Source organism: Streptomyces sp. NBC_00209, from assembly GCF_045206345.1.
Taxonomy (GTDB): domain Bacteria; phylum Actinomycetota; class Actinomycetes; order Streptomycetales; family Streptomycetaceae; genus Streptomyces.
Window position 1 is genome coordinate 4,691,316 of sequence record NZ_CP108121.1, and the last position, 23,786, is coordinate 4,715,101.

At 71.4% G+C, this 23,786-nt stretch carries 18 protein-coding genes; 5 read left to right on the forward strand and 13 right to left on the reverse strand.

Going from position 1 to position 23,786, the window contains the following annotated elements; genetic code table 11:
* Window positions 1-176 precede the first annotated feature (176 nt).
* Window positions 177-1,025 (forward strand): Imm49 family immunity protein, encoded by an 849-nt coding sequence (locus OG867_RS21405; protein WP_406287585.1) that lies wholly within the window; start codon window positions 177-179, stop codon window positions 1,023-1,025.
* A 21-nt stretch (window positions 1,026-1,046) separates the two neighbouring features.
* Here OG867_RS21405 and OG867_RS21410 read toward each other — a convergent pair whose 3' ends face one another.
* The 12 genes from OG867_RS21410 to OG867_RS21465 form a co-directional block, all read right to left on the reverse strand.
* Window positions 1,047-1,670 (reverse strand): immunity 49 family protein, encoded by a 624-nt coding sequence (locus OG867_RS21410; RefSeq protein ID WP_406291103.1) that lies wholly within the window; start codon window positions 1,668-1,670, stop codon window positions 1,047-1,049.
* 12 nt (window positions 1,671-1,682) lie between these two features.
* Window positions 1,683-1,910 carry a hypothetical protein gene (locus OG867_RS21415; RefSeq protein ID WP_406287587.1) on the reverse strand — a complete coding sequence of 76 codons (228 nt, stop codon included), beginning with the start codon at window positions 1,908-1,910 and terminating at the stop codon, window positions 1,683-1,685.
* Between the two features lie 43 nt (window positions 1,911-1,953).
* Window positions 1,954-2,817 (reverse strand): immunity 49 family protein, encoded by an 864-nt coding sequence (locus OG867_RS21420; RefSeq protein ID WP_403988833.1) that lies wholly within the window; start codon window positions 2,815-2,817, stop codon window positions 1,954-1,956.
* Window positions 2,818-2,869: 52 nt separating this feature from the next.
* Window positions 2,870-3,616 carry an immunity 49 family protein gene (locus OG867_RS21425; protein ID WP_406287590.1) on the reverse strand — a complete coding sequence of 249 codons (747 nt, stop codon included), beginning with the start codon at window positions 3,614-3,616 and terminating at the stop codon, window positions 2,870-2,872.
* A 110-nt stretch (window positions 3,617-3,726) separates the two neighbouring features.
* Window positions 3,727-6,240, reverse strand: coding sequence for a hypothetical protein (locus OG867_RS21430; RefSeq protein ID WP_406287592.1), 2,514 nt, complete (start codon window positions 6,238-6,240; stop codon window positions 3,727-3,729).
* 71 nt (window positions 6,241-6,311) lie between these two features.
* Window positions 6,312-6,737: a DUF6507 family protein gene (locus OG867_RS21435; protein ID WP_406287594.1), complete on the reverse strand. Its 426-nt coding sequence runs from the start codon at window positions 6,735-6,737 to the stop codon at window positions 6,312-6,314.
* A gap of 28 nt (window positions 6,738-6,765) precedes the next feature.
* A complete protein-coding gene (locus tag OG867_RS21440) occupies window positions 6,766-7,086 on the reverse strand; it encodes a pore-forming ESAT-6 family protein (RefSeq protein ID WP_018105964.1) in 321 nt (106 codons plus the stop codon).
* Window positions 7,087-7,146: 60 nt separating this feature from the next.
* Window positions 7,147-7,479 carry a hypothetical protein gene (locus tag OG867_RS21445; RefSeq protein WP_018105965.1) on the reverse strand — a complete coding sequence of 111 codons (333 nt, stop codon included), beginning with the start codon at window positions 7,477-7,479 and terminating at the stop codon, window positions 7,147-7,149.
* 160 nt (window positions 7,480-7,639) lie between these two features.
* Window positions 7,640-11,650, reverse strand: coding sequence for a type VII secretion protein EccCa (gene eccCa / locus OG867_RS21450; protein ID WP_406287597.1), 4,011 nt, complete (start codon window positions 11,648-11,650; stop codon window positions 7,640-7,642).
* A gap of 52 nt (window positions 11,651-11,702) precedes the next feature.
* Entirely contained in the window at window positions 11,703-12,845 is a 1,143-nt protein-coding gene (locus OG867_RS21455; protein WP_406287599.1) for a MinD/ParA family protein, read from the reverse strand.
* Window positions 12,846-12,905: 60 nt separating this feature from the next.
* A complete protein-coding gene (gene eccD / locus OG867_RS21460; RefSeq protein ID WP_406287601.1) occupies window positions 12,906-14,246 on the reverse strand; it encodes a type VII secretion integral membrane protein EccD in 1,341 nt (446 codons plus the stop codon).
* Window positions 14,247-14,334: 88 nt separating this feature from the next.
* Window positions 14,335-14,592 carry a hypothetical protein gene (locus OG867_RS21465; RefSeq protein WP_328900253.1) on the reverse strand — a complete coding sequence of 86 codons (258 nt, stop codon included), beginning with the start codon at window positions 14,590-14,592 and terminating at the stop codon, window positions 14,335-14,337.
* A gap of 204 nt (window positions 14,593-14,796) precedes the next feature.
* Between OG867_RS21465 and speB the strand changes: the two genes are divergently transcribed.
* The 4 genes from speB (at window position 14,797) to OG867_RS21485 (ending at window position 22,333) form a co-directional block, all read left to right on the forward strand.
* A complete protein-coding gene (gene speB / locus OG867_RS21470; protein ID WP_328900252.1) occupies window positions 14,797-15,765 on the forward strand; it encodes an agmatinase in 969 nt (322 codons plus the stop codon).
* Entirely contained in the window at window positions 15,762-17,447 is a 1,686-nt protein-coding gene (locus OG867_RS21475; RefSeq protein ID WP_406287603.1) for a thiamine pyrophosphate-binding protein, read from the forward strand. Before speB ends, OG867_RS21475 begins: the two co-directional genes overlap by 4 nt.
* 158 nt (window positions 17,448-17,605) lie before the next feature.
* Window positions 17,606-18,481 (forward strand): serine hydrolase, encoded by an 876-nt coding sequence (locus OG867_RS21480; protein ID WP_328900250.1) that lies wholly within the window; start codon window positions 17,606-17,608, stop codon window positions 18,479-18,481.
* Window positions 18,482-18,595: 114 nt separating this feature from the next.
* Window positions 18,596-22,333, forward strand: coding sequence for an ABC transporter ATP-binding protein (locus OG867_RS21485; RefSeq protein ID WP_406287606.1), 3,738 nt, complete (start codon window positions 18,596-18,598; stop codon window positions 22,331-22,333).
* Window positions 22,334-22,382: 49 nt separating this feature from the next.
* Here the strand turns inward: OG867_RS21485 and OG867_RS21490 are convergent, their stop codons facing one another.
* The gene (locus OG867_RS21490) at window positions 22,383-23,780 is read right to left on the reverse strand and encodes a sulfatase-like hydrolase/transferase (RefSeq protein WP_406287608.1); all 1,398 of its coding nucleotides are present in this window, start codon (window positions 23,778-23,780) and stop codon (window positions 22,383-22,385) included.
* Between the last annotated feature and the right edge of the window lie 6 nt (window positions 23,781-23,786).

The window sequence follows — 23,786 nt, forward strand, 5'->3', positions numbered from 1 at the left end:
GGACGGTCGGTAGGTAGGGTGATGCGCGACCTGCGCCCGGCCGGACACGAGCGAGACGAAACGGTGGAGCTGTGCACATCGAGCGGCATGTAATCGACGAGGCACGCGTCTCGGCTGCTCGGGACGGATTCGAGGGGCGGATTGGCGGGCTGGTGCGGAGTCTGTCCTCGGAGCGGATGACCGCGAACGACTGGTCCCTGCTGGCGGGGGAGTTCCTCGACCATCTCGGTGCGCTGTCCGTCAGTCACCCCGCCCTTGACACCCCGCAGGCGGAGGCCGTCCTCCGCGCCGCGGAACAGGCGGCGACCGGCGCCGTAGCCTTCGCCGCGTACTTCCCCGGCCACCCCTTCACGGTCTCCCTGGACTACGTGAACTTCGGGGTGTCCTACGACGCGGGTGCGGACGGAAGCCATGTTTCCCTTGGCACGTTCGACTGGCTCGACGCCTTCTGCCTGGCGGTGCTCACGGGTACGGTCGAGCGCCACCGGGAGGCGTTCTACCACGCGCGGAACTCTCGGGAGGAGGCCCGCTTCCCCGTCGACGCGCTCGCCGAGGGCCTCATGGCGTACGTCCTGGGGGACCTGGGCGACGACGAAGACGCGGACTACCCGCCCACGGAGGAGCAGGTGCTCGCGGCGATCGACGGCGGGCTCGCCCGGATCCGGGCGTTCGTCGCCGAACTGGGGAGCGACGTCGGGGGCCGCCCCGATTACCTCGCCCTTCTTGCGCTGCGCGCCCTTGCGGCGGGGGACGGGGAGGCGTTCGACGCGGCGTTGGGCCGGCTACTGCTGACGTACAGGTCGTTCGGCGAGGTCAGCACCCACCCCCGCTCCCTCCTGCCGCTCACCCCCCTGGCGCTCGCCGCCCTGGCCCACCGCCGCCGGGGCTGGACCCCTGCCGTGGAGAGCGACTACCTTCCCCGCGCCGTGATCACGGGCCGCGAGGCGAGCGGACCCGCGAACCGGGCCGACATGGTCGCCGCGCTGCGTTCGGGAGCGGAACTCTTCGGGCGTCCCGGCGAATAGCGCGGTTGTCCGTCAAGGGTGTCATGTGGGGAATTCGCCGATCCAGGTGCGCTGGAGGAGGTGCTTGGGGAGGTAGTCGGATTCGATGTCGAGGGGGAAGTCGGCGTCGTGTGCGAGGCAGGCGATGGCGAGGGGGCCCAGGGCGATGCTGCCGTTGATGTCTGTGGTGCGGTCCTCGGTCAGGGTCCAGTACGCCTTGTGGAGTTTGAGCGCGTCGGCGAGGGCGGGGGCGAAGCCGGCCTCGTCCTTGCGGACGTAGTGGTAGAAAAGGTTGATGGGCGGGTAGAGGACGCCGTCCATGAGGTCTCGGGGGGTGATCTGTGCCACGGTCGGGTCGGATGCCTCGATGGTGGCGATCAGTTTGTCGGCGAGGCCGGGGCCACGGAGCCACCAGGTCTGGAGGGTGTCGACCCAGTGGTAGATGTATTCGTCGTACTGCCCTTGGGGTGACCGCAGTCGCTCCAACGGGATTTCGCTGAGCAGGGTCATCCGTTCCTGGTCGCGGCAGATGACGGCCAGCCAGAAGGCGGACAGCCAGTTGCCCGCGTCGGCCATGGACAGCGGGCCGGCGGCTGGGATGGTGCGCAGTTTCCTGTTGATCCGGCATTCGACAGTTCCTTCGTTCACCGCGCTCACGGCGAACAGTGCCGAGCTGAGCTACATGGCGTTGACCGTGGCTTCCCACGTCTCCACCTTGGAAGCCCGCGGATCGATGGCACAGCGGGCATGGAACCCCAGAATGGAGGAACCGAACGTGAAATCGAGCAGGGCTGCCGACTCCTCCAGATCGTCAATTTCCTCGACCAGGCGCTCGCTCAGCCGGTTGGCCAGTGCCTCCGTATCGGCTTCTCCCCGGAGATCGTGGCGGGTAATGACCGTTGACATGGAAAAGTCCCTTGGGTCGTGAAAGACGTCGGCGTATGTGGTGTCAGGTGGGGAACTCGCCGGCCCACGTCCCCTTCAAGAGGTGCAGGGGCAGGTAGTCCGACTCGATTTCGATGGGGAAGTCGGCGTCGGCTGCCAGGCAGGCCATGGCCAGCGGGGCCAGGGCGACCCAGCCGAAGCAGGAGTCGGAGCGCTCCTGGTCGGCCGACCAATAGGCCCTGTGTGCGTGGAGCGCCTGCTCCAGCGCGCTGTTGAACTCCGCGTGCTGCCCGGTGGCCCGTCGGCGGAGGAGATCCATGGGGGGCCACATGAGCTGGGAGACGTAATCCTGTCCGGTGACGGACGGCACGCCGGGAGCCGTTCCCGATGCTGCCTCGACCAGTTTGTCGGCGAACTCCGGCCGGCCCAGCCAGAACGCCTGCAGCGCCTCGATCCACGCGTAGAGGTATTCGTCGCACACGGCTCCCGACTCGCGCAGCTTCGAAGTCGGGACGCGACAAAGTGCCGTCAGCCGCTCGGCGTTGCGGCAGACGACCGCCAGGTAGAAGGCGGTGAGCCAGTGCCCCGCGTCCGCGAACGACTCGGGACGGTCGAAGGCGGAAACCGTACGCACTTCATGGTGGATGAGGCAGTCCACGCTGTCCTCGGCGGTCGTGGCGGCGGCGAAGAGGGCTGACCCGGATTGCATGGCGGCGACCCACGCCTCCCACGATTCGATCCATGAGGCGGTGGGATCGACCGCGGATTTCTCGTAAGCCATGACCAACGAGGTGGACATGACGCTTTCGAGGGCATAAGGCGATTTGTAGATTCTTTCCAGCAGTTGCTCTGTATGCGGAGAGATGGAGGGTTCCCGATCGGGCAGATACTGTCGGGTGATCGCGTGCCGGGTAATGGCTGTGGCCACTTGATTACTTTCTCGGAAGCGTGTGGGCGGCGCGGACCCGTAGGGTGAGGGCTCAGGTGGGGAACTCGCCCACCCAGGCGCGATTAAGCAAGTGGGCGGGTAGATAGTCTGATTCGACTTCGATCGGGAATCCCGCGTCGAAGGCGAGGCAGGTGATGGCCAAGGGTCCCAACGCCAGGTAGCCCTCGACGCTGGCTTCTCTCTCTGCGGTTGCCGTCCAGTACGACTTGTGCAATTCCACTGCTTCGAAAAGGGCTTGGTTGAAGCCTGCGTGGTCTTTGCGTACGAAGAGATGGAAGAGGTTGACCGGCTGATAAAGGATCTTGTCGATGAGCTCCTTCTCCGCCACTCTCGCGACATCGGGGTGGGATCCTTCGATGGTGGCGATGAGTTTCCCGCCGAGGCCGGGGCGCTCGTCCCAGTAGGACTGAAGTGTGTCGACCCAATCGAACATGAACTCGTCGTACCGCGCTCGTGACGCCCTCAGCAGCTCCAGCGATACGCTGCACAGCTGGGTCATCCGCGCTTGGTCACGGCAGACGATGGCCAGCCAGAAGGCATTGATCCAGTGGCCGGGATTGGCAGAACGGGTCGGTCCGGTCGCCGGGATCGATCGCGTCTCTTCGGCGATGCGGCACAGGACGTGCCCCTCCGGCCGATCGGCGGCCGCGAACAGCGCGGAATGCACCTGCAACGCCGTCACCACGGCCTCCCAGGTGCGCAGCTCCGACGCGTCGGGGTCGGTGGCTAGATGTGCCCGGACAGTCAACAGGGATTTGCCGAGGCCGCTGTCGAACATCCCGGGCGAACGTTCCAGAGCCTCGATGGTCCTCAGGAGCCCCGCGCTCAGGCTCCGGGCGTACGCCTCGTCGTCAGGACCGGCACTGCCGTGCCGAGCCACATGCCGTGTCACAAGGTGCCCCCGTTGCCAAGGTTGTCCAACTCGCGGATGTCGAACTTCTCCATCGTGTAACCACCGTACAGGCCGCCATCCGCCTTGCCCTTGACTAGGATGTAGTCGAGCTTGCCGTGATCCAGTGCGAACTCAAGTTCCTCTGCCAGGCTCAATTCGCTGGGATGGGCTCGGCCTCTCTCCTCCATTTTTCGAAGAATGTCGAAGAAGTATTCTCTCGAGCCCTGCATGGCGCTACCTCCCTCGGGGAGCTGGCGCGAATTATGGGGGGTCTTGACATTCGATTTTGCCTCTACGACTACAAACTTTCCCTCCTTGCGCCGGTAGATCTGGTCGAACTGGTCGTTTCCATTCGCCGGGCCGTACAGCTTTTCCTTCTTGATGACGTCGTCATAGAGTTCCGGAATGGCTTGGTGTTCTGCCACCAGTTCGCCGTACGTCTCCGCTGCCTTGGTCTGCGTGCCCAAGGCAGAGCTGTACTCGTTGGCCGTATCGATCCGTTCGGGGGTTCCGTCGGGAAGTCCGGAGTGCATTCCCCTGTGTCGTTCGGCCGCTTGCGCGTAGTCGATGGAGCTTCTTCGGTGAGCGGCTGCTTCATCGAGTATCCGTAGCGTATTCTGGTCGGACGCGTCTCCGCGGACGCGGCTTACTCCCTCGCCGTCAAAGTATCGCTCAGGAATGGGTGGCGGGGCATCGCTTGCGGCAATCCACTCCCCATCCTTCTTGATGAGGTGCGGTGGGGCATAGCCGCTCTCGTCCGCGACCTTAACCCGTATGCGGCGGCCATCGATTGAGTAATACCTCTGGAAATATCCTTCCTCGTGATTGGCCCGGTAGACCTGGATTTCTTTCACCTGTTCACCAGTGAGTGAATGGCGAGGGCCGTAGGGATCGGCGCCCTGGTGCATGAAGCTGGGGGGCTCATGGCCGCCACCGGAACCGACTGGCGCAGAGTGCCCGCCCGCTCCCGTCGATCGGACGCGTCCGGCGCTGCCGTTCGCGCCGACCAGCGCCTCATCCGGCGAGGCCGAAGCCCGTACCCCCGCCCCCTCCTGGCGGGCCGCCGAGTGGTGCTGGAGGAGGGTGCCGTCCTTCGCGAGGACGTTGCCCGGGCGGTCCAGGTAGACCGTGTTGCCGTGCTTGTCCATGCCCGGGATCACGTCCTCCGGGAGGGCCGTCGTGCCGTCGGGGAGTTTGAGGGCTCCCTCGGGGATGCGGAGGGAGCCGGCCGGAGGTGCCATGCCCTCCGGGAGGCGGACCACGCCGTCGCCCAGGTCCACGGCTCCCGGGGGGATCTCCGCGCCTTCCGGGAGCTTGACCGCGCGGCTCGGGACCTCGAACGCGGCCTCCGGGACCGCCGCGCCCTCCGGTAGGTGCAGGGTGCCGTCGGGGAGCTTGAACGCGCCCTCCGGGAGGGTGATCGTGCCCTCGGGGAAGGTGGGTATTTCGAGCTTTCCCAGGCCCTTGAGCGCCGCCAGGCCGTCGCCGATCTTCGTCAAACCCATGCCCGCGCCCTTGAAGACGTACGTCATCGGGTCCACGACCCGGCCCACCTTGCCCACCGTGGACAGGGCCTTCGCCGCGAGGGCCGCCTTTCCGGCGCCGGAGGCCGCGCCGCCCGTGCCGCCGGTGAACACCGTCGTGACGACGTTGAACGACACCGCGCCCAGCGCCCGGGACGGGTTCTCGCTCCACTGGTCCCAGGCCAGCAGCGCCTTGCCGGTCTCCTTCATCGCGGCGCGGGACTCACGCAGGTAGGAGGGGAGTTTGTCGTCCGGCAGGCCCCAGTACAGGCCGGCGGTCAGCGGTGTGCCGGAGATCGCCAGGCCCGTGGCGAGCTTGCCCAGGCCCGACCACGCCTGCTTGGCGGAGTCCCAGCCGTCGGTGCCGACTAGGGTGCCCAGGCCCTTGATCGTGCCCCAGACGCCGTCGACGAAGAAGCCCTTGAGGAAGTCCCAGGCGTGTTCGTGGAGGTGCCACCAGGGCTTGGACTCCTCGACCGGGTCGCCCCAGGGCAGGCCCTCGGCGTGCTTGAGGGTCTCGGCGTCGTAGCCGTAGGTGCCCTTCTTGCCGGAGCCGTCGTCCGTCTTCAGCGCGGGGCCGCCGACCAGGGCGACGATCTTGTCGTGGCAGGCCCGCTCCACCGCCTGGAACGCCGCCCAGGTCTCGGCGATCTCGTCGTGGCGGCGGTTGTTCTCCTCGACCAGGTCGCCGTCCTCGCGCCACTTGTCGTCGTCCTTGATCTGGACGACGAAGGACTCGGCCTCGCGCTTGAGCTCCTTCAGCTTCTCGACCAGCGGATACGCGTCGGACGCGTACGTGGACAGCGCGGCCGTGATCGTCTCCAGCTCCGACTTCAGGGAGGCCCCTCGGTCCGCGACCGGTTTCGTCGTGGCGAACAGCTGGTCGGCCTCCGGCGCCTTGTAGAACGCCTGGAGGCCGCCGAAACTGCTGTGGACGTCACCGGCGGCCGTGGCGGTCGACGCCGCGCTCTTCGTCAGCGTGGTCACGCTGGTGTCCAGCAGGGCGAGGTTGCCGGTGAAGACGGGTATGCCCGACGGGGTGACCGCCTCGTTCTTGCTCACTTGGCCGCCCCGATGTCCTTCAGCACGTCCAGGCGGACGGACTTGGCGGCGTCCTGGGCCCGCTTGGCCGTGTCGAGGTCGCCCTCCACGTACTCGCTCGTCGCCGTCGCGGCGCCCAGCACGGCGGCCTGGATGCGCTCCGCCATCGACTTCAGCTGCGGCTTCCGCTCCGTGATGTACGTGCCCAGCGCGGCGGCGACCGGCCCAAGGGTGGGGTGGGACAGGGGCTCCGCCCCCACCGCCACCGGCCCGGCCACCGGCAGCGACGCCGCCGAGCCCGGCACCGCCGTGCCCGCGTGCGTCGCCGCCTCCGACATCGCGGTGACCATGGAGTTCAGCGCCTTCTCCAGGTCACCGGCGTGCGTGCCGACCTTCTTCAGCTGCCCCTGTACGCCCTGCGGTGTGATGTCCCAAGCCGTCACCGGCCGCCCCCCCCCGGAGTCGTGAACGTCAGCCGATGTTGTCGACGGCCGCCTTGGCGCGGGCCAGGGTCTGGTGCGCCGTGCCGTCGTTCTTCTCCAGCGTGGAACGGAGGAGGTGGATGATGTTCTTGACCTCCTGCGAGGTCGCCTGCCAGCGGAGTTCCTTGCCGTGGTAGTCGTCCGCCACGCCGTCCGCCGTGAAGTCGGCCATCGCGGCCTTGACCTGGCCGTCCCGGGCCGTGATGACCAGTTCGAGCTGGGCGATCACCGTCTGGAGGCTGCCCTGCACCTCGGTCGATGCGCCGGTGTCGTACGAGCGCCGGTCCGTGTTGCCGCCGTGTCCTGCCATGACTCTTGTCTCCCCGTCAGGAATGTGTACGGATGCGTCGAAAGGGCCGGTGGTGCCGGCTCAGCGGCCGCCGAAGCGGGCCGCGTCGAAGTTGGCCGAAGCCATCTGCGTACGAGCGTTCTCGCCCTGCTCCTGCTCGCCCGAGCCGAACGCCGCGTCCATGCCCTGCTGGCCGCCCAGGATGCCGGAGAGCGAGGCGTTCAGCGCCGCGGTGATCTCGTCGGAGCGGTTCTTGAAGTCGTCGAACGCGACCTTGCCCGCGCCGTTGAACTTGCCCTCCAGCGGCTCCGCCGCGGCGATCAACTGCCGGATCAGCGTGCCCAGATCGGTGCTGGAGCCCTGCGAGTGCTTGAGCAGCGTCGTCAGGACCGTGGACCCCATGTCGAACTTCATCGGCTTCCCCCATGCGTCGGACCTCGAACGGATGTATCCGTCCCAGCATCATGTCTATCAATCCGTGCGTCGCTACTGCAATCTGCAATCGGCCATATCTTCACGGTGGTGGGGCGAGCCGACCGGTGGCCCCGTCGGCGGTGCTTTGCGAAGCGGTACGTCAGTGCGGTACGTACACCGTCTGCGTCAGCCGGTTCGGGCGCCCCCGCTGGAGGAACACCCCACGTCCCGCCGCCTGTTGGGCCGCGTACACGCCGGGAAAGAGCTGGCCCTCGCTGCGGTCGCCGGACATCACGAGCGCCGAGGCCCCCGACTCCCGCAGGCTCTGCACCACCGGCTCGTACATCCCGCGCGCCGCCCCCGCCACGCGCCGCGACAGGACGAAGTGCAGGCCGATGTCCACGGCGGACGGGATGTACGGGAGGAACGCGGCCAGCGGCGACTGGCCCGCCGTCGTCAGCACGTCGTAGTCGTCCACCAGGACCACGATGCGCGGGCCCTCGCCCCAGCTGCCCGGCTCCAGGTCCTCCAGACGGGCGTTCTCGTCCGGCAGCCGCTTTTCCAACTCCGCCGAGATCGCGGCCGAGAGGCCCATGCAGAGCTTGGAGTTGTACGCGTAACCGCCGTTCAGCTCCTCCGGGACCACCCCGCGCAGCGAGCGCCGGGGATCCATCACCGCGAAGACGAGGTCGTCCTCGCCGTAACGGTCGGCGAGCCCCTGAGCCACCGCCCGCAGCAGGTTCGTCTTGCCGCACTCGCTGTCCCCGAGCACCAGCAGGTGCTGGTCGTGGCCGAACAGGTCGAGCAGCACGGGCGCCAGGGCCGACTGGTCGAGTCCCAGCGGCACCCGCTCCGGCTCCGCCGCCCGGCCGGGCAGCAGGTGCGGTTCGAGCAGGTGCGGCAGCACCCGTACCGGCTGGGCGACCTCGCCGTGCCAGGTGGCCCGGACCGTGCGCGTGGCCCGTTCGAGGACCGCGCCCAGCTCCGTCGTCTCCGCGACCCCGTCCGTGCGCGGCAGGGCGACCTGGGCGAAGAGCTTGCCGTCGGTGAGGACGCGGCCCGGCTCGTCGGGGGAGAGGGTCTCGGCCAGCTTGCGGTCGATGCTCGACTCGCCCGGGTCGTTGAGCCGCAGCTCCACTCGGGTGCCGAAGTTGGACTGGATCGCGATGCGCACGTCGTTCCAGCGAAGCATCCCGGCGACGACGTGGATGCCGTAGCCGCCGCCCCGCTTGAGGATGTCCGCGACCGCGTCGTCCAGCTCCTCGAAGTCGTCGCGCAGCGCGCCGAACCCGTCGATGACGAGGACGATCTCGGCGGACGCCAGCTGCGGCAGGCGGCCCGCCGCGTGCAGGGTGCGCAGCTGCTCGACGGAGTCGATGCCGTGCTCGCGGAACAGCTCCTCGCGCAGGGTGAGCATCGCGCGCACCTCCTCGACCGTGCGCGCCGCCCGCTCCCGGTCGGCGCGGCCGGCGACGCCGCCGACGTGCGGCAGCTCGGCGAGGGCCTGGAGGCCGCCGCCGACCAGGTCGAGGGCGTAGACGCCGACCTCCTGGGGGGTGTGCGTGAGCGCCAGGGAGAGGACCAGGGTGCGCAGCAGCGTCGTCTTGCCGGACTGCGGGCCGCCGATGACGGCCGCGTGCCCGCCGGCCACCGTGAGGTCGAGGAGCCACTGCCCCTGCCACTGCTTGGCCGGGTCGTCCAGCAGGCCGAGCGGCACCAGGAGCGGGCCGCGCCGCCGGGTGCCCGGCCGGCCCGCGTCCGGGCGCACCCCGGTCAGCCGCATCCCGCGCGGCCCCGCGTCCAGCGGGCCGGCGACGGCGTCCAGGGTGATCGCCGGGGGCAGCGGGGGCAGCCAGATGCTGCGTACCCCGGGCGCCGCACCGGTCAGCTGGTCCACCATCACCGCGAGTTCGGTCGGCCCGGTCTCGCGGCGGCGGGCCGACGGCTCCCGGTCCTGCGGGCCGTTCTCCGGACCGGCGAGGGTGTTGTACGCCTCGTACGGGAGGGCGAGCGGCCCGGTCTCCTCCTCGCCGGCGGTCCGGACGGGCCCCCGGTACGCGCCGGAGACGTAACCCGCCTTGAAGCGCGTGTAGTGGCTGGTGTCCACCTTGAGGAAGCCGAAGCCGGGCAGCGGCGGCAGGTGGAAGGCGTCCGTGGTGTCCAGGACCATCCGCGACTCGTCGGCGGAGAAGGTGCGCAGGCCGAGGCGGTACGAGAGATAGGTCTCCAGGCCCTTGAGCTTGCCGCCCTCGATGCGCTGGCTGGACAGCAGCAGATGTACGCCGATGGAGCGGCCGATCCGGCCGATGGAGAGGAACAGGTCGATGAAGTCCGGCTTGGCGGTGAGGAGTTCACCGAACTCGTCGATCACCACGAACAGGTGCGGCAGCGGTTCCAGGTCCGGTCGCTTCTGCGCGCGCAGCGCCGTGTAGTCCCCGATGTCCGCGACGTTGCCCGCGTCCTTCAGGGCCTGCTGGCGGCGCTTGACCTCACCGGCGAGCGAGGAGTGCACGCGCTCGACCAGACCCGCCTGGTTCTCCAGGTTGGTGATGACCCCCGCCACGTGCGGCAGGTCCGCGAACGGGGCGAACGTGGCGCCGCCCTTGTAGTCGACCAGGACGAGCGCCAGGTCCTCCGGCGGATGCGTGGCCGCCAGGCCGAGGACCAGGGTGCGCAGCAGCTCCGACTTGCCGGAGCCCGTCGCGCCCACGCACAGCCCGTGCGGGCCCATGCCCAGCTCGGAGGACTCCTTGAGGTCCAGGAGCACCGGCTCGTGCGCGTCGCTGATCCCGATCGGCACCCGCAGGAAGGCGCGTTCGCCGCGCGGCGCCCACAGCCGGTCCAGGTCCAGCGACGCCACGTCCCCGATGCCGAGCATCGCGGCGAACTCGACGGGCCCGGCCAGCGGCGCGTCGGCCAGGGACTCCGCGGACAGCCGCAGCGGCGCGATCATCCGGGCCAGGCCCTCCGCGAAGGGCACCCCGACCTCGTCCACGGTGCCGTGCGACGCGACGGCCTCCGCCGCGCGCAGGTCCTCCACGACCACGTCCGTGCCGTCCACGGTGAGGCGGACGTTGACGTGGTCCGGCTCCTGGACCCGCCGGTCGAGCAGATGCACCACGGTCACGCCCATCTCGCGCAGCCCCACCGCGTCGTCGGGGCGCGGCAGGTCCACGGCGTCCTCGCCGTGCCCGTCGACCACCACCAGCAGCCGGGAGTTCATCGCGAGCGCGTCCCGTCCGGCCAGGCCCCGGCGCACCTCGGCCGCGTACGAGGCGCGGCGGCGCAGCTCGGGCCCGAGGAGCCGGGCCAGTCGGGCGGCGGAGGGCGCGATGCGGCGGGCGGCGACCGGGCCGTCGGACTGCTCGGGGTCGAGCAGATGCGGCAGCCACTTGGCCCACTCCCAGTCGGCCATCCGCTCACCGGACGCGGCGACCGCGATCGCCACGTCGTCCGGCGCGTGCAGGGCGGCCGCCTGGACGAGCAGGGCGCGCACGACCCGCAGGCCGTCCTCGCGGGGGCCGATGACGCTGACGTTCCCGGCCCGGTCCAGCGGGACGGTCAGGGGGAGTTCGGTGCCGTTGCGGAACCGCTGCACCAGGGCCGACGCCTCGTTGAGCATGAAGAGGTCGGGCGGGGTGAGGGCGGACGAGCCCTGCTCGCCGATCCGGAGGTCCCGCAGCGGCATCTCGCCCGTGCCGCCCCGTATCCGCAGGAAGTCGTCGTCGCCCCTGCGCCGCTCCCAGAGCCGGGCCGGGTCGCGCACGATGTCGTAGAGGGCGTACGGGGACGGGTTGAGCACGTCCGCCTGCTCGCGCCGGACCCGCTCCTCGGCCGACAACTCCTCGCGCAGATCCTCCACATAGGCGAGATACGCCTCGCGCTGGGTGCGGCGGGTCCGCTGCGCCTTGCCGCGCTGGGAGAGCAGCAGTACCGCCGAGCCGATGACCGTGACGACGAGGATGATCGCGCCGAGCCCGGCGAACTGGCTGTTGCGGACCACCGTCATCATCACCACGGACGACATGACGCCGGCGACCGGGAGCAACGACATCGCCATGTTCCCGGCCTTGCCCTCGGGCAGGTTGGGCGGCGCCTCGATGGTGCGCGGCTCGGAAGGGGCCGCCGGGCGCGTCGTGCGGGCGGGCCGGTGGATCAGGCGGGTGCTCATCGGTTCCGTCCGGGGATCTCGGCCGGGTGGGCGTACGGGCTCGGCACCGGGATCACCGGCGCTTCTGGGACAGCTCGAAGACCTCGGCGGCGAGGCGGGTGGCGGCCAGCCGGGCCGGGCGGGCGAGCAGTTCGGTGCGCAGCGGTCCGCCGGCCGCCAGGTGCCGGTCGTACGGCAGGACGTGGACGCGGGCGCCGGCCGACGCGAGGCGTTCGGCCGCCGCGTCGATGTCGATGCCGGGGCGCGGGGTCGTCACGGAGAGCGCGACGACGGTCCCCTCGATGACGTGCGCGGGGAGGGCCCGCAGCCACTGGAGCACGGCGTACGTGCTGGTCACACCGTCGAGCGTGGCGGGCGCCGCGAGCACCCGGGCCTGCGCGGCGGACAGGGCGACCCGGGCGACCTCGGCGGGCAGCGTCTCGCAGTCCACCACGGTCACGCCGAAGTAGCGGCGCAGGGCGACCATCACCTGTTCGTACGTGACGGTGTCGATCATGGCCCCGATCCGGCCCTGGCTGCCGGGCAGCAGCCAGGCGTTGCCCGGGAGCTGGACGAGATAGCCGGTGACGTCGAGCAGCGACATCTGCGGCACCGCGATGTCCGCCAGATCGGCCGTGGTCCACCGCAGCGCCTCGGCGCCCAGCCGCAGCGGCAGCGAGCCGAGGGCCGGGTCGGCCTCCACGAGGAGGACCGGGTCCTGCCGGTAGTGCGCGTACGTGGTGCCGAGCAGCGCGGTCACCGTCGTCTTGCCGGCGCCGCCCCGGATGGACGTGACCGCGATCTGCCGCCCCGTCGTCACCGGCTGCTGGAGCACCTCGGCGGTACGGGTGAGCGCGGCGACCTCCCGGGCGGCGGACCCGGAGACGATACGGCGCACGGCGCGCGCGGCCCGTACGGCGACGGCTTCACCGCGCACCGGCCGTCGCGCCACGGCGGCCATCGCCTTGTCGAGGACGGGGAGCGAGTCGGGGGTGGGGGGAGGCGTGGGCGTCCCGGGCCAGGTGCGGGCCGCGGGGGCGTGGGCCGCCTCGTGCGCGGCGGTGGCCGGGGTGCCGGGGCCCGGCGGCGTCGCGGGCTCGGGCCGCGCGGGCGGCACCGAGGGGCGCGGGTCCGCCGGGGTCCCGGCCTCGGCCGGCCCCGTGCTCCTGAGGTCGCGCAGGAGGTCGCCCTGCCAGTTGTGGTCCGCGTTCGGCATGTCTGCCCTTCTTCGCCGCTTCGATGCCCCGCCGGGCCCGCGTCGGTGGTCTCGGAGTCGTCAGAACTTGTTCAGCAGCTGCCCGTAGACGCCGAACACCCCGACGGCGAGCGGGAAGAGCCCCACGACGCCGATGGACTCGATCAGGTCGGCCGTCCGCCGCAGCCGCACCCGTACGTGCTCCGGCGGCTCCGCCACCAGCGCGAGCAGGGGCAGCAGCGCGGCCGCGCACAGGACGGCGACGGGCCCCGCGCCCCCGGAGTGGTCCAGCCACAGCATCACCAGCCGCACCCCGGTGAACGCGGCGGCGGCGAACAGCGCCACCACCTCCGCGACCAGCGGGAACGCCCGGGCCCGGGACAGCAGCACCACCGCGACCAGGCACGGCAGCAGCACCGTCCACACCGTCGGCCGGTCCGCCGTGGTGAGGAGGTGGCCCCCGGCGGCCGCAGACACCGCCGTGACGAGCGTCGCCAGGGCGAGGCCCCGGTGCGTGGCGGCCAGCGCGTTGCCCACGTCGTGGCGGCTGACCGAGGCGCCGCCCGAGCGGCGGTCGTCCAGCCCCGTGAGCCCCGACGCCATCAGGGCCAGCCGGGGGAGCAGGCCGAGCAGCACCACGGAGAACACGGCCATCACGGCGCCGAGCCGGGCCGGGCCCGCCGTGACGGCCGCGACGACCTCCCAGACCCCCGTCATCACGGCCGTGGCCAGCGCGCCGATCAGCCCGGCCCGGCCCAGCGGCGAGAGCAGCCCGAGCAGCACCAGCGACAGGGCGACCGCCCCGGCCACGGCCGCCAGCCGCAGCGCACCGGACCAGTCGTACGCGTCGGCGGCCGTCCACGCCGTGAGGACGCCGAGCCCGGCCGAGACGAGGAGCAGCGCGGTCGCCAGCGAGCGGTTGCCCCGGCCGAGCCGGGCGACCAGCGCACCGGCCACCAGCAGCAGGACCGTGACGCCCGCCAGCGCCCCGGCCAGGGCGCCCAGCGGGAACTCGCGGCGGGCGAGCAGCGCGGCGATCACCGCGAAGACCACGGTCGCCGCGCCCGCGCCGACCCGGCGGGCGGCCGGGCGCCAGCGCCAGGTCTGGAGGTCCAGGTTGTCGGCCACCTGGTCCGTGACGTCGTGGACCACCGGGGCCGGCGGGGCCGCGTGGATGCGGACCAGCCGGAGCACGGCACCGTCGCCGATACCCGCCGAGGCCAGGGTGGCGTCGTGCGGCAGCGCCGAGCCGTCGGCGGTCAGCAGCTGCCGGGTCAGCGGGCGGGACGCGGCCCGGTCGTCCAGCAGCTGGAGAATGTCCGGAAGGAGCTGCCCGACCGGGGTGTCGGACGGCAGGACGAGATCCGCGCGGCGCCGCTCACCGACCAGGGTCACCCGGCTCATCTCCGCGCGGGAGGCCATTGCCGTACTCACTGACGAGAACCAATCATCGCGACGTCCAGGAATATCGGGGGCAAACGGTGCAAACGGTGCAACCGGGGTCGAACGGTCAGCGGGTGGACTGCTGGTACTGCCGCTGCTGTTTCTCCTGCTCGGCCTTCTGCTTGTCCAGGGTGTGCTGGAGGAAGGACCAGCCGACGCAGCCCGCGCACAGCACCGCGGTGACCGCGATGCCCGCGAAGACCTTGCCCAGGCGCTCGTCGGCCGTCCGCCGCGCACGGCCGGTGCCGAACAGGAGCGCGTCGCGCATCCGCCGGCGGCGTACTCCCACCGACTCCAGCAGCTGACTGTCGTAATCCCGTGCCATGCGACCCCCCTTTGCCACTGCAACATAAGGCATGGGGTGACGGGGGCGACACCTCGGGTGGCCGGATCGGGCGCGCGCGGGGCCGGGGCGGGGCAGTTTCATCCGTTCCGGTGGGTGAGTGGACGAAACGTACACTTCAGTCCGGCCCCGCGGCCGCCTAGCGTCGCCCCGGCACACGCATCCCAGGAAAGGGCACCCCCCGTCATGACCAGCAACGAGACGCCCCGCGGCCCCGTCGACTCCTCGCGCGTCCCCCGGTACGCGGGACCCGCGACGTTCGCCCGGCTGCCCCGCCTGGACGAGGTCGGTACGGCGGACGTGGCCGTCGTCGGGGTGCCGTTCGACTCGGGTGTCTCCTACCGGCCCGGCGCCCGCTTCGGCGGCAACGCGATCCGTGAGGCGTCGCGCCTGCTGCGCCCCTACAACCCGGCGCAGGACGCCTCGCCCTTCGCTCTGGCGCAGGTCGCCGACGCGGGGGACATCGCGGCCAACCCGTTCAACATCGAGGAGGCCGTGGAGACCGTCGAGGCGGCGGCCGACGAGCTGCTGTCCACGGGCGCCCGGCTGATGACGCTCGGCGGCGACCACACCATCGCGCTGCCGCTCCTGCGGTCCGTCGCCAAGAAGCACGGCCCGGTCGCGCTGCTCCACTTCGACGCCCACCTGGACACCTGGGACACCTACTTCGGCGCCGCCTACACCCACGGCACCCCGTTCCGCCGGGCCGTCGAGGAGGGCATCCTCGACACCTCGGCGCTCTCCCACGTCGGCACCCGCGGCCCGCTCTACGGCAAGCAGGACCTCACCGACGACGCCAAGATGGGCTTCGGTATCGTCACCTCCGCCGACGTGATGCGGCGCGGTGTGGACGAGATCGCCGACCAGCTGCGTCAGCGCATCGGCGACCGGCCGCTGTACATCTCCATCGACATCGACGTGCTCGACCCGGCGCACGCCCCCGGCACCGGCACCCCCGAGGCCGGCGGCCTCACCTCCCGCGAGCTCCTGGAGATCGTGCGCGGCCTGTCCTCCTGCCACCTGGTCTCCGCCGACCTGGTCGAGGTCGCCCCCGCGTACGATCACGCGGAGATCACCTCCGTCGCCGCCTCGCACACCGCGTACGAGCTGACGACGATCATGACCCGCCAGATCGCGGAGGCACGGCAGCGTTGAGTCACGACCACCACGACGAGCGGCCCGAGCTCACCCCGGCTCAGATCGAGGCCGCGCTGAACCCCCCGCCCGGGCGCACCGGCGGCGACCTCGTCATCGAGACGCTGCGCGGGCTCGGCGCGACCACGGTCTTCGGCCTGCCGGGCCAGCACGCGCTGGCGCTGTTCGACGCGCTGCGCCGCTCGTCGCTGGAGTACGTGGGGCTGCGCGTCGAGAACAACGCGGGCTTCGCGGCCGACGCCTACGGGCGGATCACCGGCGAGGTCGCCCCGCTGTTCCTGTCGACCGGGCCCGGCGCGCTGACCTCGCTCGCCGCGCTCCAGGAGGCGGCCGCCGCCTCCGCGCCGGTGCTCGCGGTCTCCAGCCAGATCCCGGTCGGGGGCCTGGGCGGCGGGCGCCACGGCCACCTCCACGAGCTGCGCGACCAGCAGGCGTCGTTCCGGGATGTGGTGAAGTCCGTCCACACCGTGCGCGCCGCCTCCCAGATCCCGTCGGCCGTCGCCGCCGCCTGGGAGTCCGCGCTGACGGCCCCGCACGGCCCCGTCTGGGTCGAGATCCCGCAGGACGTGCTGGACGCGGCGACCGGGCTGCCCGTCGTCCTCGCCCCGGACGCCACCCCGCGCGAGCTGCACGCCCGCCCCGAGCTCATCGCGGTCGCCGCGCACCTGCTGTCGCACGCCGAGCGCCCGACGATCGTCGCGGGCGGCGGGGTCGTACGGTCGGACGCCTCCGGGAAGCTGCGGGCGCTGGCCGAGAAGCTGAAGGCCCCGGTGGTCACCACGTACGGCGGGAAGGGCGCCTTCCCCTGGGTCCACCCGCTCTCGCTCCAGTCCTGGGTGGAGGACCGGCACGTCACCGACTTCCTGGAGGACGCCGACGTCCTGCTCGTCGTCGGCTCCGGACTCGGCGAACTCTCCTCCAACTACTACACGTTCGCCCCGCGCGGCCGGGTGATCCAGATCGAGGCGGACGCCGGAAAGCTGGAGGCCAATCTCCCGGCGCTCGGCATCCACGCGGACGCCCGCGACGCGCTCGCCGAGCTCATCGACGCGGTCGCCCCGCGCGAGGACCCGGCAGCGGCCGACCGGGCCGCCGGGGTCCTCGCCCGGGTCCGGGACCGGATCGCCGGCCAGGGCCGCGACCTGGAACAGGACCTTCTCACCGCGATCCGGACCGCCCTGCCCGACGCCTCGCCCAGCTTCTGGGACATGACGATCCTCGGCTACTGGGCCTGGGCCGCGTTCGACGCCCGCCGCCCGAACACCATGCACTCCGCCCAGGGCGCGGGCGGACTCGGCTACGCGTTCCCGGCGGCGCTCGGCGCGGCGGTGGCCGACCCCACCCGGCCGGTCCTCGCGGTCTCCGGCGACGGCGGCGCGATGTACTCCGTCGCGGAACTGGCCACCGCCCGGCAGTACGACCTGCCGGTGACCTGGCTGATCGTGGACGACGGCGGCTACGGCATCCTGCGCGAGTACCTGACCGGTGCCTTCGGCGAGACCACCGGTACGGAGCTGGCCCGCCCGGACTTCGCGGCCCTCGCCGCGTCCTTCGGCGTCCCCGCGGTCCGGACGAGCCCCGAAGCGCTCGCCGCGGACCTGGCGGAGGCGTTCGGACGGCCGGGGCCCTCGGTCGTCGTACTCCCGGCCCTGCTGAAGATGTTCGAGCCCACACACCTGTAAGCACCACCCGACACAAGCCCACCCACCTGCAATTCGACGTACCTGTAACAGACCCCCGCCGGGCTCTGTGGCGCGTACAACCTTCCCGCCGCCCGCGAGTCATCTCCTGCGGGCGTGCCGGGGGGCCGCCCGCAGGAATCGTTCAGGGGGAACACACCATGACCACGTCCCGTATCACCGCGCGCCGCCGCGCCGCGCTCTGTGCCGCCGTCGCCGCCGGGGTCCTCGCGCCCGTCGCCCTCGCGGCCGCGCCCGCGTCCGCCGCGACCACCGCGGTGAGCTGCACCTCCGGCCGGGCCGGGCTCGCCGCCCAGCTGACCAAGGACATCACCGCCGCTCTCAAGGGCCGCAAGTCCACCGTCGCGCTCGCGCTCTACGACCGCTCCACCAACACCACGTGCACGCTGCGCGCGACGACGAAGTACGACTCCGCGAGCGTCGTGAAGGCGACCGTGCTGGCCACGCTCCTGTGGGACAACTCCCAGCACAACCGCTACCTCACCCAGCGCGAGATCGACCTCAGCACCAAGATGATCACCAAGTCCGACAACGACGCGACCACCGCCCTGTGGAAGCAGCTCGGCACCACCAAGGTCAACGCCTTCCTCAAGGCGGCCGGGATGACCCACACCGTGCCCGGCTCCGGCGGCTACTGGGGCCTGACCCAGATAACCGCCCAGGACGAGCAGCGGCTGCTGACCCTGCTCACCTCGAAGAACTCCGTGCTCACCGACAGCGCCCGCTCCTACGAGCTGGGGCTGATGAAGAAGGTCGTCTCCTCGCAGCGCTGGGGCACCCCGGCCGGCGCCGTCACCGGGACCACCGTCCAGCTCAAGAACGGCTGGCTGCAGCGCTCCACCCACGGCTGGCGCGTCCACAGCATCGGCGCCTTCACCGGCAACAGCCACGACTACGGGCTGACCGTGCTCACCCAGGACAACAAGACGATGAACGACGGCATCAACACCATCCAGGCCGTCGCCCGGGCCGTCCACAAGGACCTCAACCCGCGCATCATGCACGCCGCCTCCTAGTCACGGTCCGGGCACGACCTAGGTCTCAGGTCCCGTATTTGTTGCGGAGGGATGAAATCCGCGACAACCCGTGTTGGTGCCTTCCGTCGGAACAGGTCGAACGGGAGGCACCGGGTGGCGGACGCACGGGAGACGGAACGCGGGCAGCGGAGCGGCTGGGCGCGGAGACTGAGCGGCTACGCCTGGCGCTACCGGCGCAACGTCCTGCTGGCGCTCGGCTCCTCGCTCGCCGGCATGGCCGTGATGGCCCTCGTCCCGCTGATCACCAAGGTGATCATCGATGACGTGGTCGTCGGCCACACCCGCTCCCTCGCCGTCTGGACCGGCCTGCTGATCGTGGCGGCCGCCCTCGTCTACGCCTCCACCTACATCCGCCGCTACTACGGCGGCCGGCTCGCCCTGGACGTCCAGCACGACCTGCGGACCGGCATGTACGGGACGATCACCCGGCTCGACGGCAAGCGCCAGGACGAACTGTCCACCGGGCAGGTCGTCGGACGCGCCACCAGCGACCTCCAGCTCATCCAGAGCCTGCTCTTCATGCTCCCGATGACCATCGGGAACGTGCTGCTCTTCCTGATCTCCCTGGTCATCATGGCCTGGCTGTCGCCGCTGCTGACCCTCGTCGCCGTCGCCGTCGCCCCCGCCCTCTGGTACATCGCCCGCCGCTCCCGCGCCCGCCTCTTCCCCGCCACCTGGTACGCCCAGTCGCAGGCGGCCGCCGTCGCCGGCGTCGTGGACGGGGCCGTCTCCGGTGTCCGCGTCGTCAAGGGCTTCGGGCAGGAGGAGCAGGAGACCGGCAAGCTGCGCGAGGTCGGCCGCAGGCTGTTCGCGGGCCGGCTGCGCACCATCCGGCTGAACTCCCGCTACACCCCCGCCCTCCAGTCCGTGCCCGCCCTCGGCCAGGTCGCGATGCTGGCCCTCGGCGGCTGGCTGGCCACCCGGGGCGAGATCACCCTCGGCACGTTCGTCGCCTTCTCCACGTACCTCGCGCAGCTCGTCGGCCCGGTCCGGATGCTCGCCATGGTCCTCACCGTCGGCCAGCAGGCCCGCGCCGGAGTGGAACGCGTCCTGGAGCTCATCGACACCGAGCCCTCCATGAAGGACGGCACCAAGGAGCTCCCCGCCGACGCCCCCGCCAGCGTCGAGTTCGAGGACGTGCGGTTCGGCTACGAGACCCGCCGCCCGGTCCTCGACGGCTTCTCGCTGTCCATCGAGCCCGGCGAGACCGTCGCCGTCGTCGGCGCCTCCGGCAGCGGCAAGTCCACCGTCTCGCTGCTGCTGCCGCGCTTCTACGACGTGACGCACGGCGCGGTCCTCGTCGGCGGCCACGACGTACGGGAGCTCACCCTCGACTCGCTGCGCGCCGCGATCGGGCTCGTCCCCGAGGACAGCTTCCTGTTCTCCGACACCGTCCGCGCCAACATCGCGTACGGCCTGCCCGGCGCCACCGACGAGCAGATCGAGCAGGCCGCCCGCTCCGCCCAGGCCCACCGCTTCATCGCAGAGCTGCCGAAGGGCTACGACACCACGGTCGGCGAGCACGGGCTCACCCTCTCCGGCGGTCAGCGCCAGCGCATCGCCCTCGCCCGCGCCATCCTCACCGACCCCCGACTCCTCCTCCTGGACGACGCCACCTCCGCCGTGGACGCCCGCGTCGAGCACGAGATCCACGAGGCCCTGCGCCAGGTGATGGCCGGGCGTACGACGCTGCTCATCGCCCACCGCCGCTCCACCCTGAACCTCGCGGACCGCATCGCCGTCCTCGACAACGGCCGCCTCGCCGACCTCGGCACCCACGAGGAGCTGGAGCGCCGCTGCGCCCTCTACCGGCGCCTGCTCACCGATCCCGACGAGCTGGGCAGCCCCTCACCCGGCCACCGCCCGGCCGCGGCCCCCGAGGACCCCTCGCGGGACCGCGCGCTCCAGGAGGAGATCGACGCCGAGTTCGACGCCGAGCGCGGCGTCACGCCCGCGCTGTGGGTGCGCCGCGAGCAGGACCGGTCCACCGACACGGCGGGCACACCCGCCACGCCCGAACTGCTCGCCCAGGTGGACGCCCTGCCCCCGGCGAACGACACCCCGGACGTGGACGAGGCCCACGCCGTGCGCCCCGAGGACTCCTACGGGCTGCGCAGGCTGCTGCGCGGCTTCGGGCTGCCGCTCCTCGTCAGCCTGGGCCTGGTCGCCGTGGACGCCGGGGCCGGGCTGCTGCTCCCGGTCCTGATCCGCAACGGCATCGACGACGGGGTCACGCAGCTCGCGCTGGGCGCGGTCTGGACGGCCTCCGCCTTCGCCCTGGTCGTCGTCCTCGTGCAGTGGGCGGCCCAGATCGGCGAGACCCGGATGACCGGCCGCACCGGTGAGCGGGTGCTGTACGCGCTGCGGCTGAAGATCTTCGCCCAGCTCCAGCGCCTCGGGCTCGACTACTACGAGCGCGAGCTGACCGGCCGCATCATGACCCGGATGACGACGGACGTGGACGCGCTGTCCACGTTCCTCCAGACCGGCCTGGTCACCGCCTTCGTCTCCGTCGTCACCTTCCTCGGCATCATGGTCGCGCTGCTGGTCCTCGACGTGGAACTGGCCCTCGTCGTCTTCGCGACCCTGCCGGTCCTTGTCGTCGGGACCGTCTTCTTCCGCCGCAAGAGCGTCAAGGCGTACGAGCTGGCCCGTGAGCGGATCGGCGTCGTCAACGCCGACCTCCAGGAGTCCGTCGCCGGCCTCCGCATCGTGCAGGCGTTCCGGCGCGAGCGGGACGGGGCCGACGCGTTCGCCGCGCGCAGCGACGAGTACCGCGAGGCGCGGGTGCGCGGGCAGTGGCTGATCTCCGTCTACTTCCCGTTCGTCCAGCTGCTGTCGTCGGTGGCCGCGGCGGCGGTGCTGATCGTCGGCGCCCACCGGGTGGACGACGCCACGCTCACCGCGGGCGCGCTGGTCGCCTACCTGCTCTACATCGACCTGTTCTTCGCGCCCGTCCAGCAGCTCTCCCAGGTCTTCGACGGCTACCAGCAGGCCGCCGTCTCCCTCGGCCGCATCCAGGAACTCCTGCGCGAGCCCGCCTCCACCACCGACCGCGACGATCCGCGGCACGTCCGCGCACTGCGCGGCGAGATCGCCTTCGAGGACGTGTCCTTCGCCTACGGGGACGAGGAGGCGGCCCTCCGGGGCGTCGATCTGCGCATCCCGGCCGGGCAGACCGTCGCGTTCGTCGGGGAGACCGGGGCCGGCAAGTCCACCCTGGTCAAGCTGGTCGCCCGGTACTACGACCCGACCGACGGCAGGATCACGGTGGACGGCGCCGACCTGCGCACCCTCGGGCTCACCGGGTACCGGCGCAGGCTCGGAGTCGTCCCGCAGGAGGCGTACCTCTTCCCCGGGACCGTGCGCGACGCCATCGCCTACGGGCGGCCGGACGCCACCGACGCGGAGGTGGAGGCGGCCGCCAGGGCGGTCGGCGCGCACGACATGATCGCCACGCTGGACGGCGGTTACCTCCACGAGGTCGCCGAGCGGGGCCGCAACCTCTCGGCCGGACAGCGCCAGCTGATCGCGCTCGCCCGCGCCGAGCTGGTCGACCCGGACATCCTGCTCCTGGACGAGGCGACCGCCTCGCTCGACCTGGCCAGCGAGGCGCAGGTGAACCAGGCGACCGACCGGCTCGCGGGCCGCCGCACCACGCTGGTCGTCGCCCACCGCCTGACCACCGCCGCCCGCGCGGACCGGGTCGTGGTGATGGACCACGGCCGGGTCGTGGAGGACGGCACCCACGACGAACTCCTGTCCCGGGACGGCCACTACGCGGTGCTGTGGCGCACGTTCATAGGGGAGGACGAGCCGGCCGGGGTGTGAGCGGCCCGCGTGTGCGGCAGTGAGGCGCCGCACACGCGGACCCGGGGCGCTACAGGTACGTTTCGGCGTCGCTGCGGCCCCGGCTGAGCGGGTGGACCTGGCCATGGCCGGTGACCGGTCGGTGGTAGGCGGACATGCCCGCGCGTTCGTGGTGTGCGAACCAGTCGTGCAGGGCGGTCGTGAGGTCCCGCTGGGTGCCGCGCGCGCGTGCCGCGCCGAAGAGGTTCTCACGCTCGTGCGGATCATCGTGCTGGTCGTACAGCTCGTCAGGTCCCTCCGAGCGGAGCACCAGCTTCCAGCGCCCGTCGGTGATCATCCGGCCCTGTCCGTATTCGGCGAGGACGACGACCGTCTCGGGCTGCTGCCGGGTCTCGCCGCGCAGCAGGCCGGCGAATGACTCGCTCACGCCCCACTGGTCGCCCGGAGGTGCCACCCCGGCGAGCTCGCACACCGTGGCGTGCCACGAGGCCCCGCTCACCAACCGGTCGCTCACCCCGCGCGGGCCGCCCGGTACCCGGACCACGGCGGGCACGCGTACGGAGTTGTCCCAGAAGTTCAGCGGGAACGTCCCGTTTCCCTTGCCCCAGAGTCCGTGATGTCCGCAGGAGAATCCGTTGTCCGCCGTGTAGAGCAGCACGGTGGAGTCCCACATGTCCTGGGCCTCCAGCTCCGCTCTCAGCTCGGCCAGGCCGTCGTCGACCGCGCTCAGCGAGGCGCAGTACCCGGCGAGATGAGGAACCGGGTCGTCGAAGGCCGCCTGGAAGGCGCTCCGCCGGGGCTCCGTCCACGGATGGCGTGGTTCGCGGGGCACGGAGGGAAAGTCGCATCCGGCGTAGTGGTCGAGATACCGGGCGGGATGGTTGTCGATCCACGGGGAGTGCGGGGCGGTGTAGTTGACCTGGAGGTAGAAGGGGGCCTCCCGGTCCCGTTCCCGCAGGAAGCGCACGGCGTTGTCGGTGATGGCATGGGTGAGGTAGCCCGGCTCGGCCACCGGGCTGCCGTTGTCCCACACCGGAGCGTCGTAGTAGGGGCCGCCGCCGGACCGGTGGGCGTACCAGCGACTGAATCCGGGTGCCGGCCACCGGGAGTCGCCGACGTGCCACTTGCCGCTCATCATGCAGGTGTACCCGGCACCGGAGAGCACCTCGGGTGTGGTGGGCTGTCCGTGAAGGTAGTGGTCCGGCTGGGCATCCGGGTGCGTTTCTCCGGCCAGCCAGTCGTGCACGCCGTGCGCCGAAGGCATCCGGCCCGTCATCAGGGAGGCCCGTGCCGGGGAGCAGACAGGGGATGCGCAGTAGAACTGGTCGAGCTCCAGGGCGCCCTCCCGGATCCGGGCCAGGTGGGGCATGTGCAGCTCGGGCATGCGGTGCGGCATCGCCCAGCGTCCCTGGTCGTCGGTGAGGACGACCAGGAAGTTCAGCGGCCCGGCGGGATTCTGGTCGGACATGAGGGT

What these genes read in the sequence shown, in the direction of transcription:
- eccD (WP_406287601.1), bottom strand. Translation starts at nt 14,246, where the DNA reads ATGGCCTCCCGCGCGGAGATGAGCCGGGTGACCCTGGTCGGTGAGCGG.
- OG867_RS21415 (WP_406287587.1), bottom strand. Translation starts at nt 1,910, where the DNA reads ATGTCAACGGTCATTACCCGCCACGATCTCCGGGGAGAAGCCGATACG.
- OG867_RS21490 (WP_406287608.1), bottom strand. Translation starts at nt 23,780, where the DNA reads ATGTCCGACCAGAATCCCGCCGGGCCGCTGAACTTCCTGGTCGTCCTC.
- OG867_RS21445 (WP_018105965.1), bottom strand. Translation starts at nt 7,479, where the DNA reads ATGAAGTTCGACATGGGGTCCACGGTCCTGACGACGCTGCTCAAGCAC.
- eccCa (WP_406287597.1), bottom strand. Translation starts at nt 11,650, where the DNA reads ATGAGCACCCGCCTGATCCACCGGCCCGCCCGCACGACGCGCCCGGCG.
- OG867_RS21465 (WP_328900253.1), bottom strand. Translation starts at nt 14,592, where the DNA reads ATGGCACGGGATTACGACAGTCAGCTGCTGGAGTCGGTGGGAGTACGC.
- OG867_RS21405 (WP_406287585.1), top strand. Translation starts at nt 177, where the DNA reads ATGACCGCGAACGACTGGTCCCTGCTGGCGGGGGAGTTCCTCGACCAT.
- OG867_RS21425 (WP_406287590.1), bottom strand. Translation starts at nt 3,616, where the DNA reads ATGTTCGACAGCGGCCTCGGCAAATCCCTGTTGACTGTCCGGGCACAT.
- OG867_RS21480 (WP_328900250.1), top strand. Translation starts at nt 17,606, where the DNA reads ATGACCACGTCCCGTATCACCGCGCGCCGCCGCGCCGCGCTCTGTGCC.
- OG867_RS21455 (WP_406287599.1), bottom strand. Translation starts at nt 12,845, where the DNA reads ATGCCGAACGCGGACCACAACTGGCAGGGCGACCTCCTGCGCGACCTC.
- speB (WP_328900252.1), top strand. Translation starts at nt 14,797, where the DNA reads ATGACCAGCAACGAGACGCCCCGCGGCCCCGTCGACTCCTCGCGCGTC.
- OG867_RS21440 (WP_018105964.1), bottom strand. Translation starts at nt 7,086, where the DNA reads ATGGCAGGACACGGCGGCAACACGGACCGGCGCTCGTACGACACCGGC.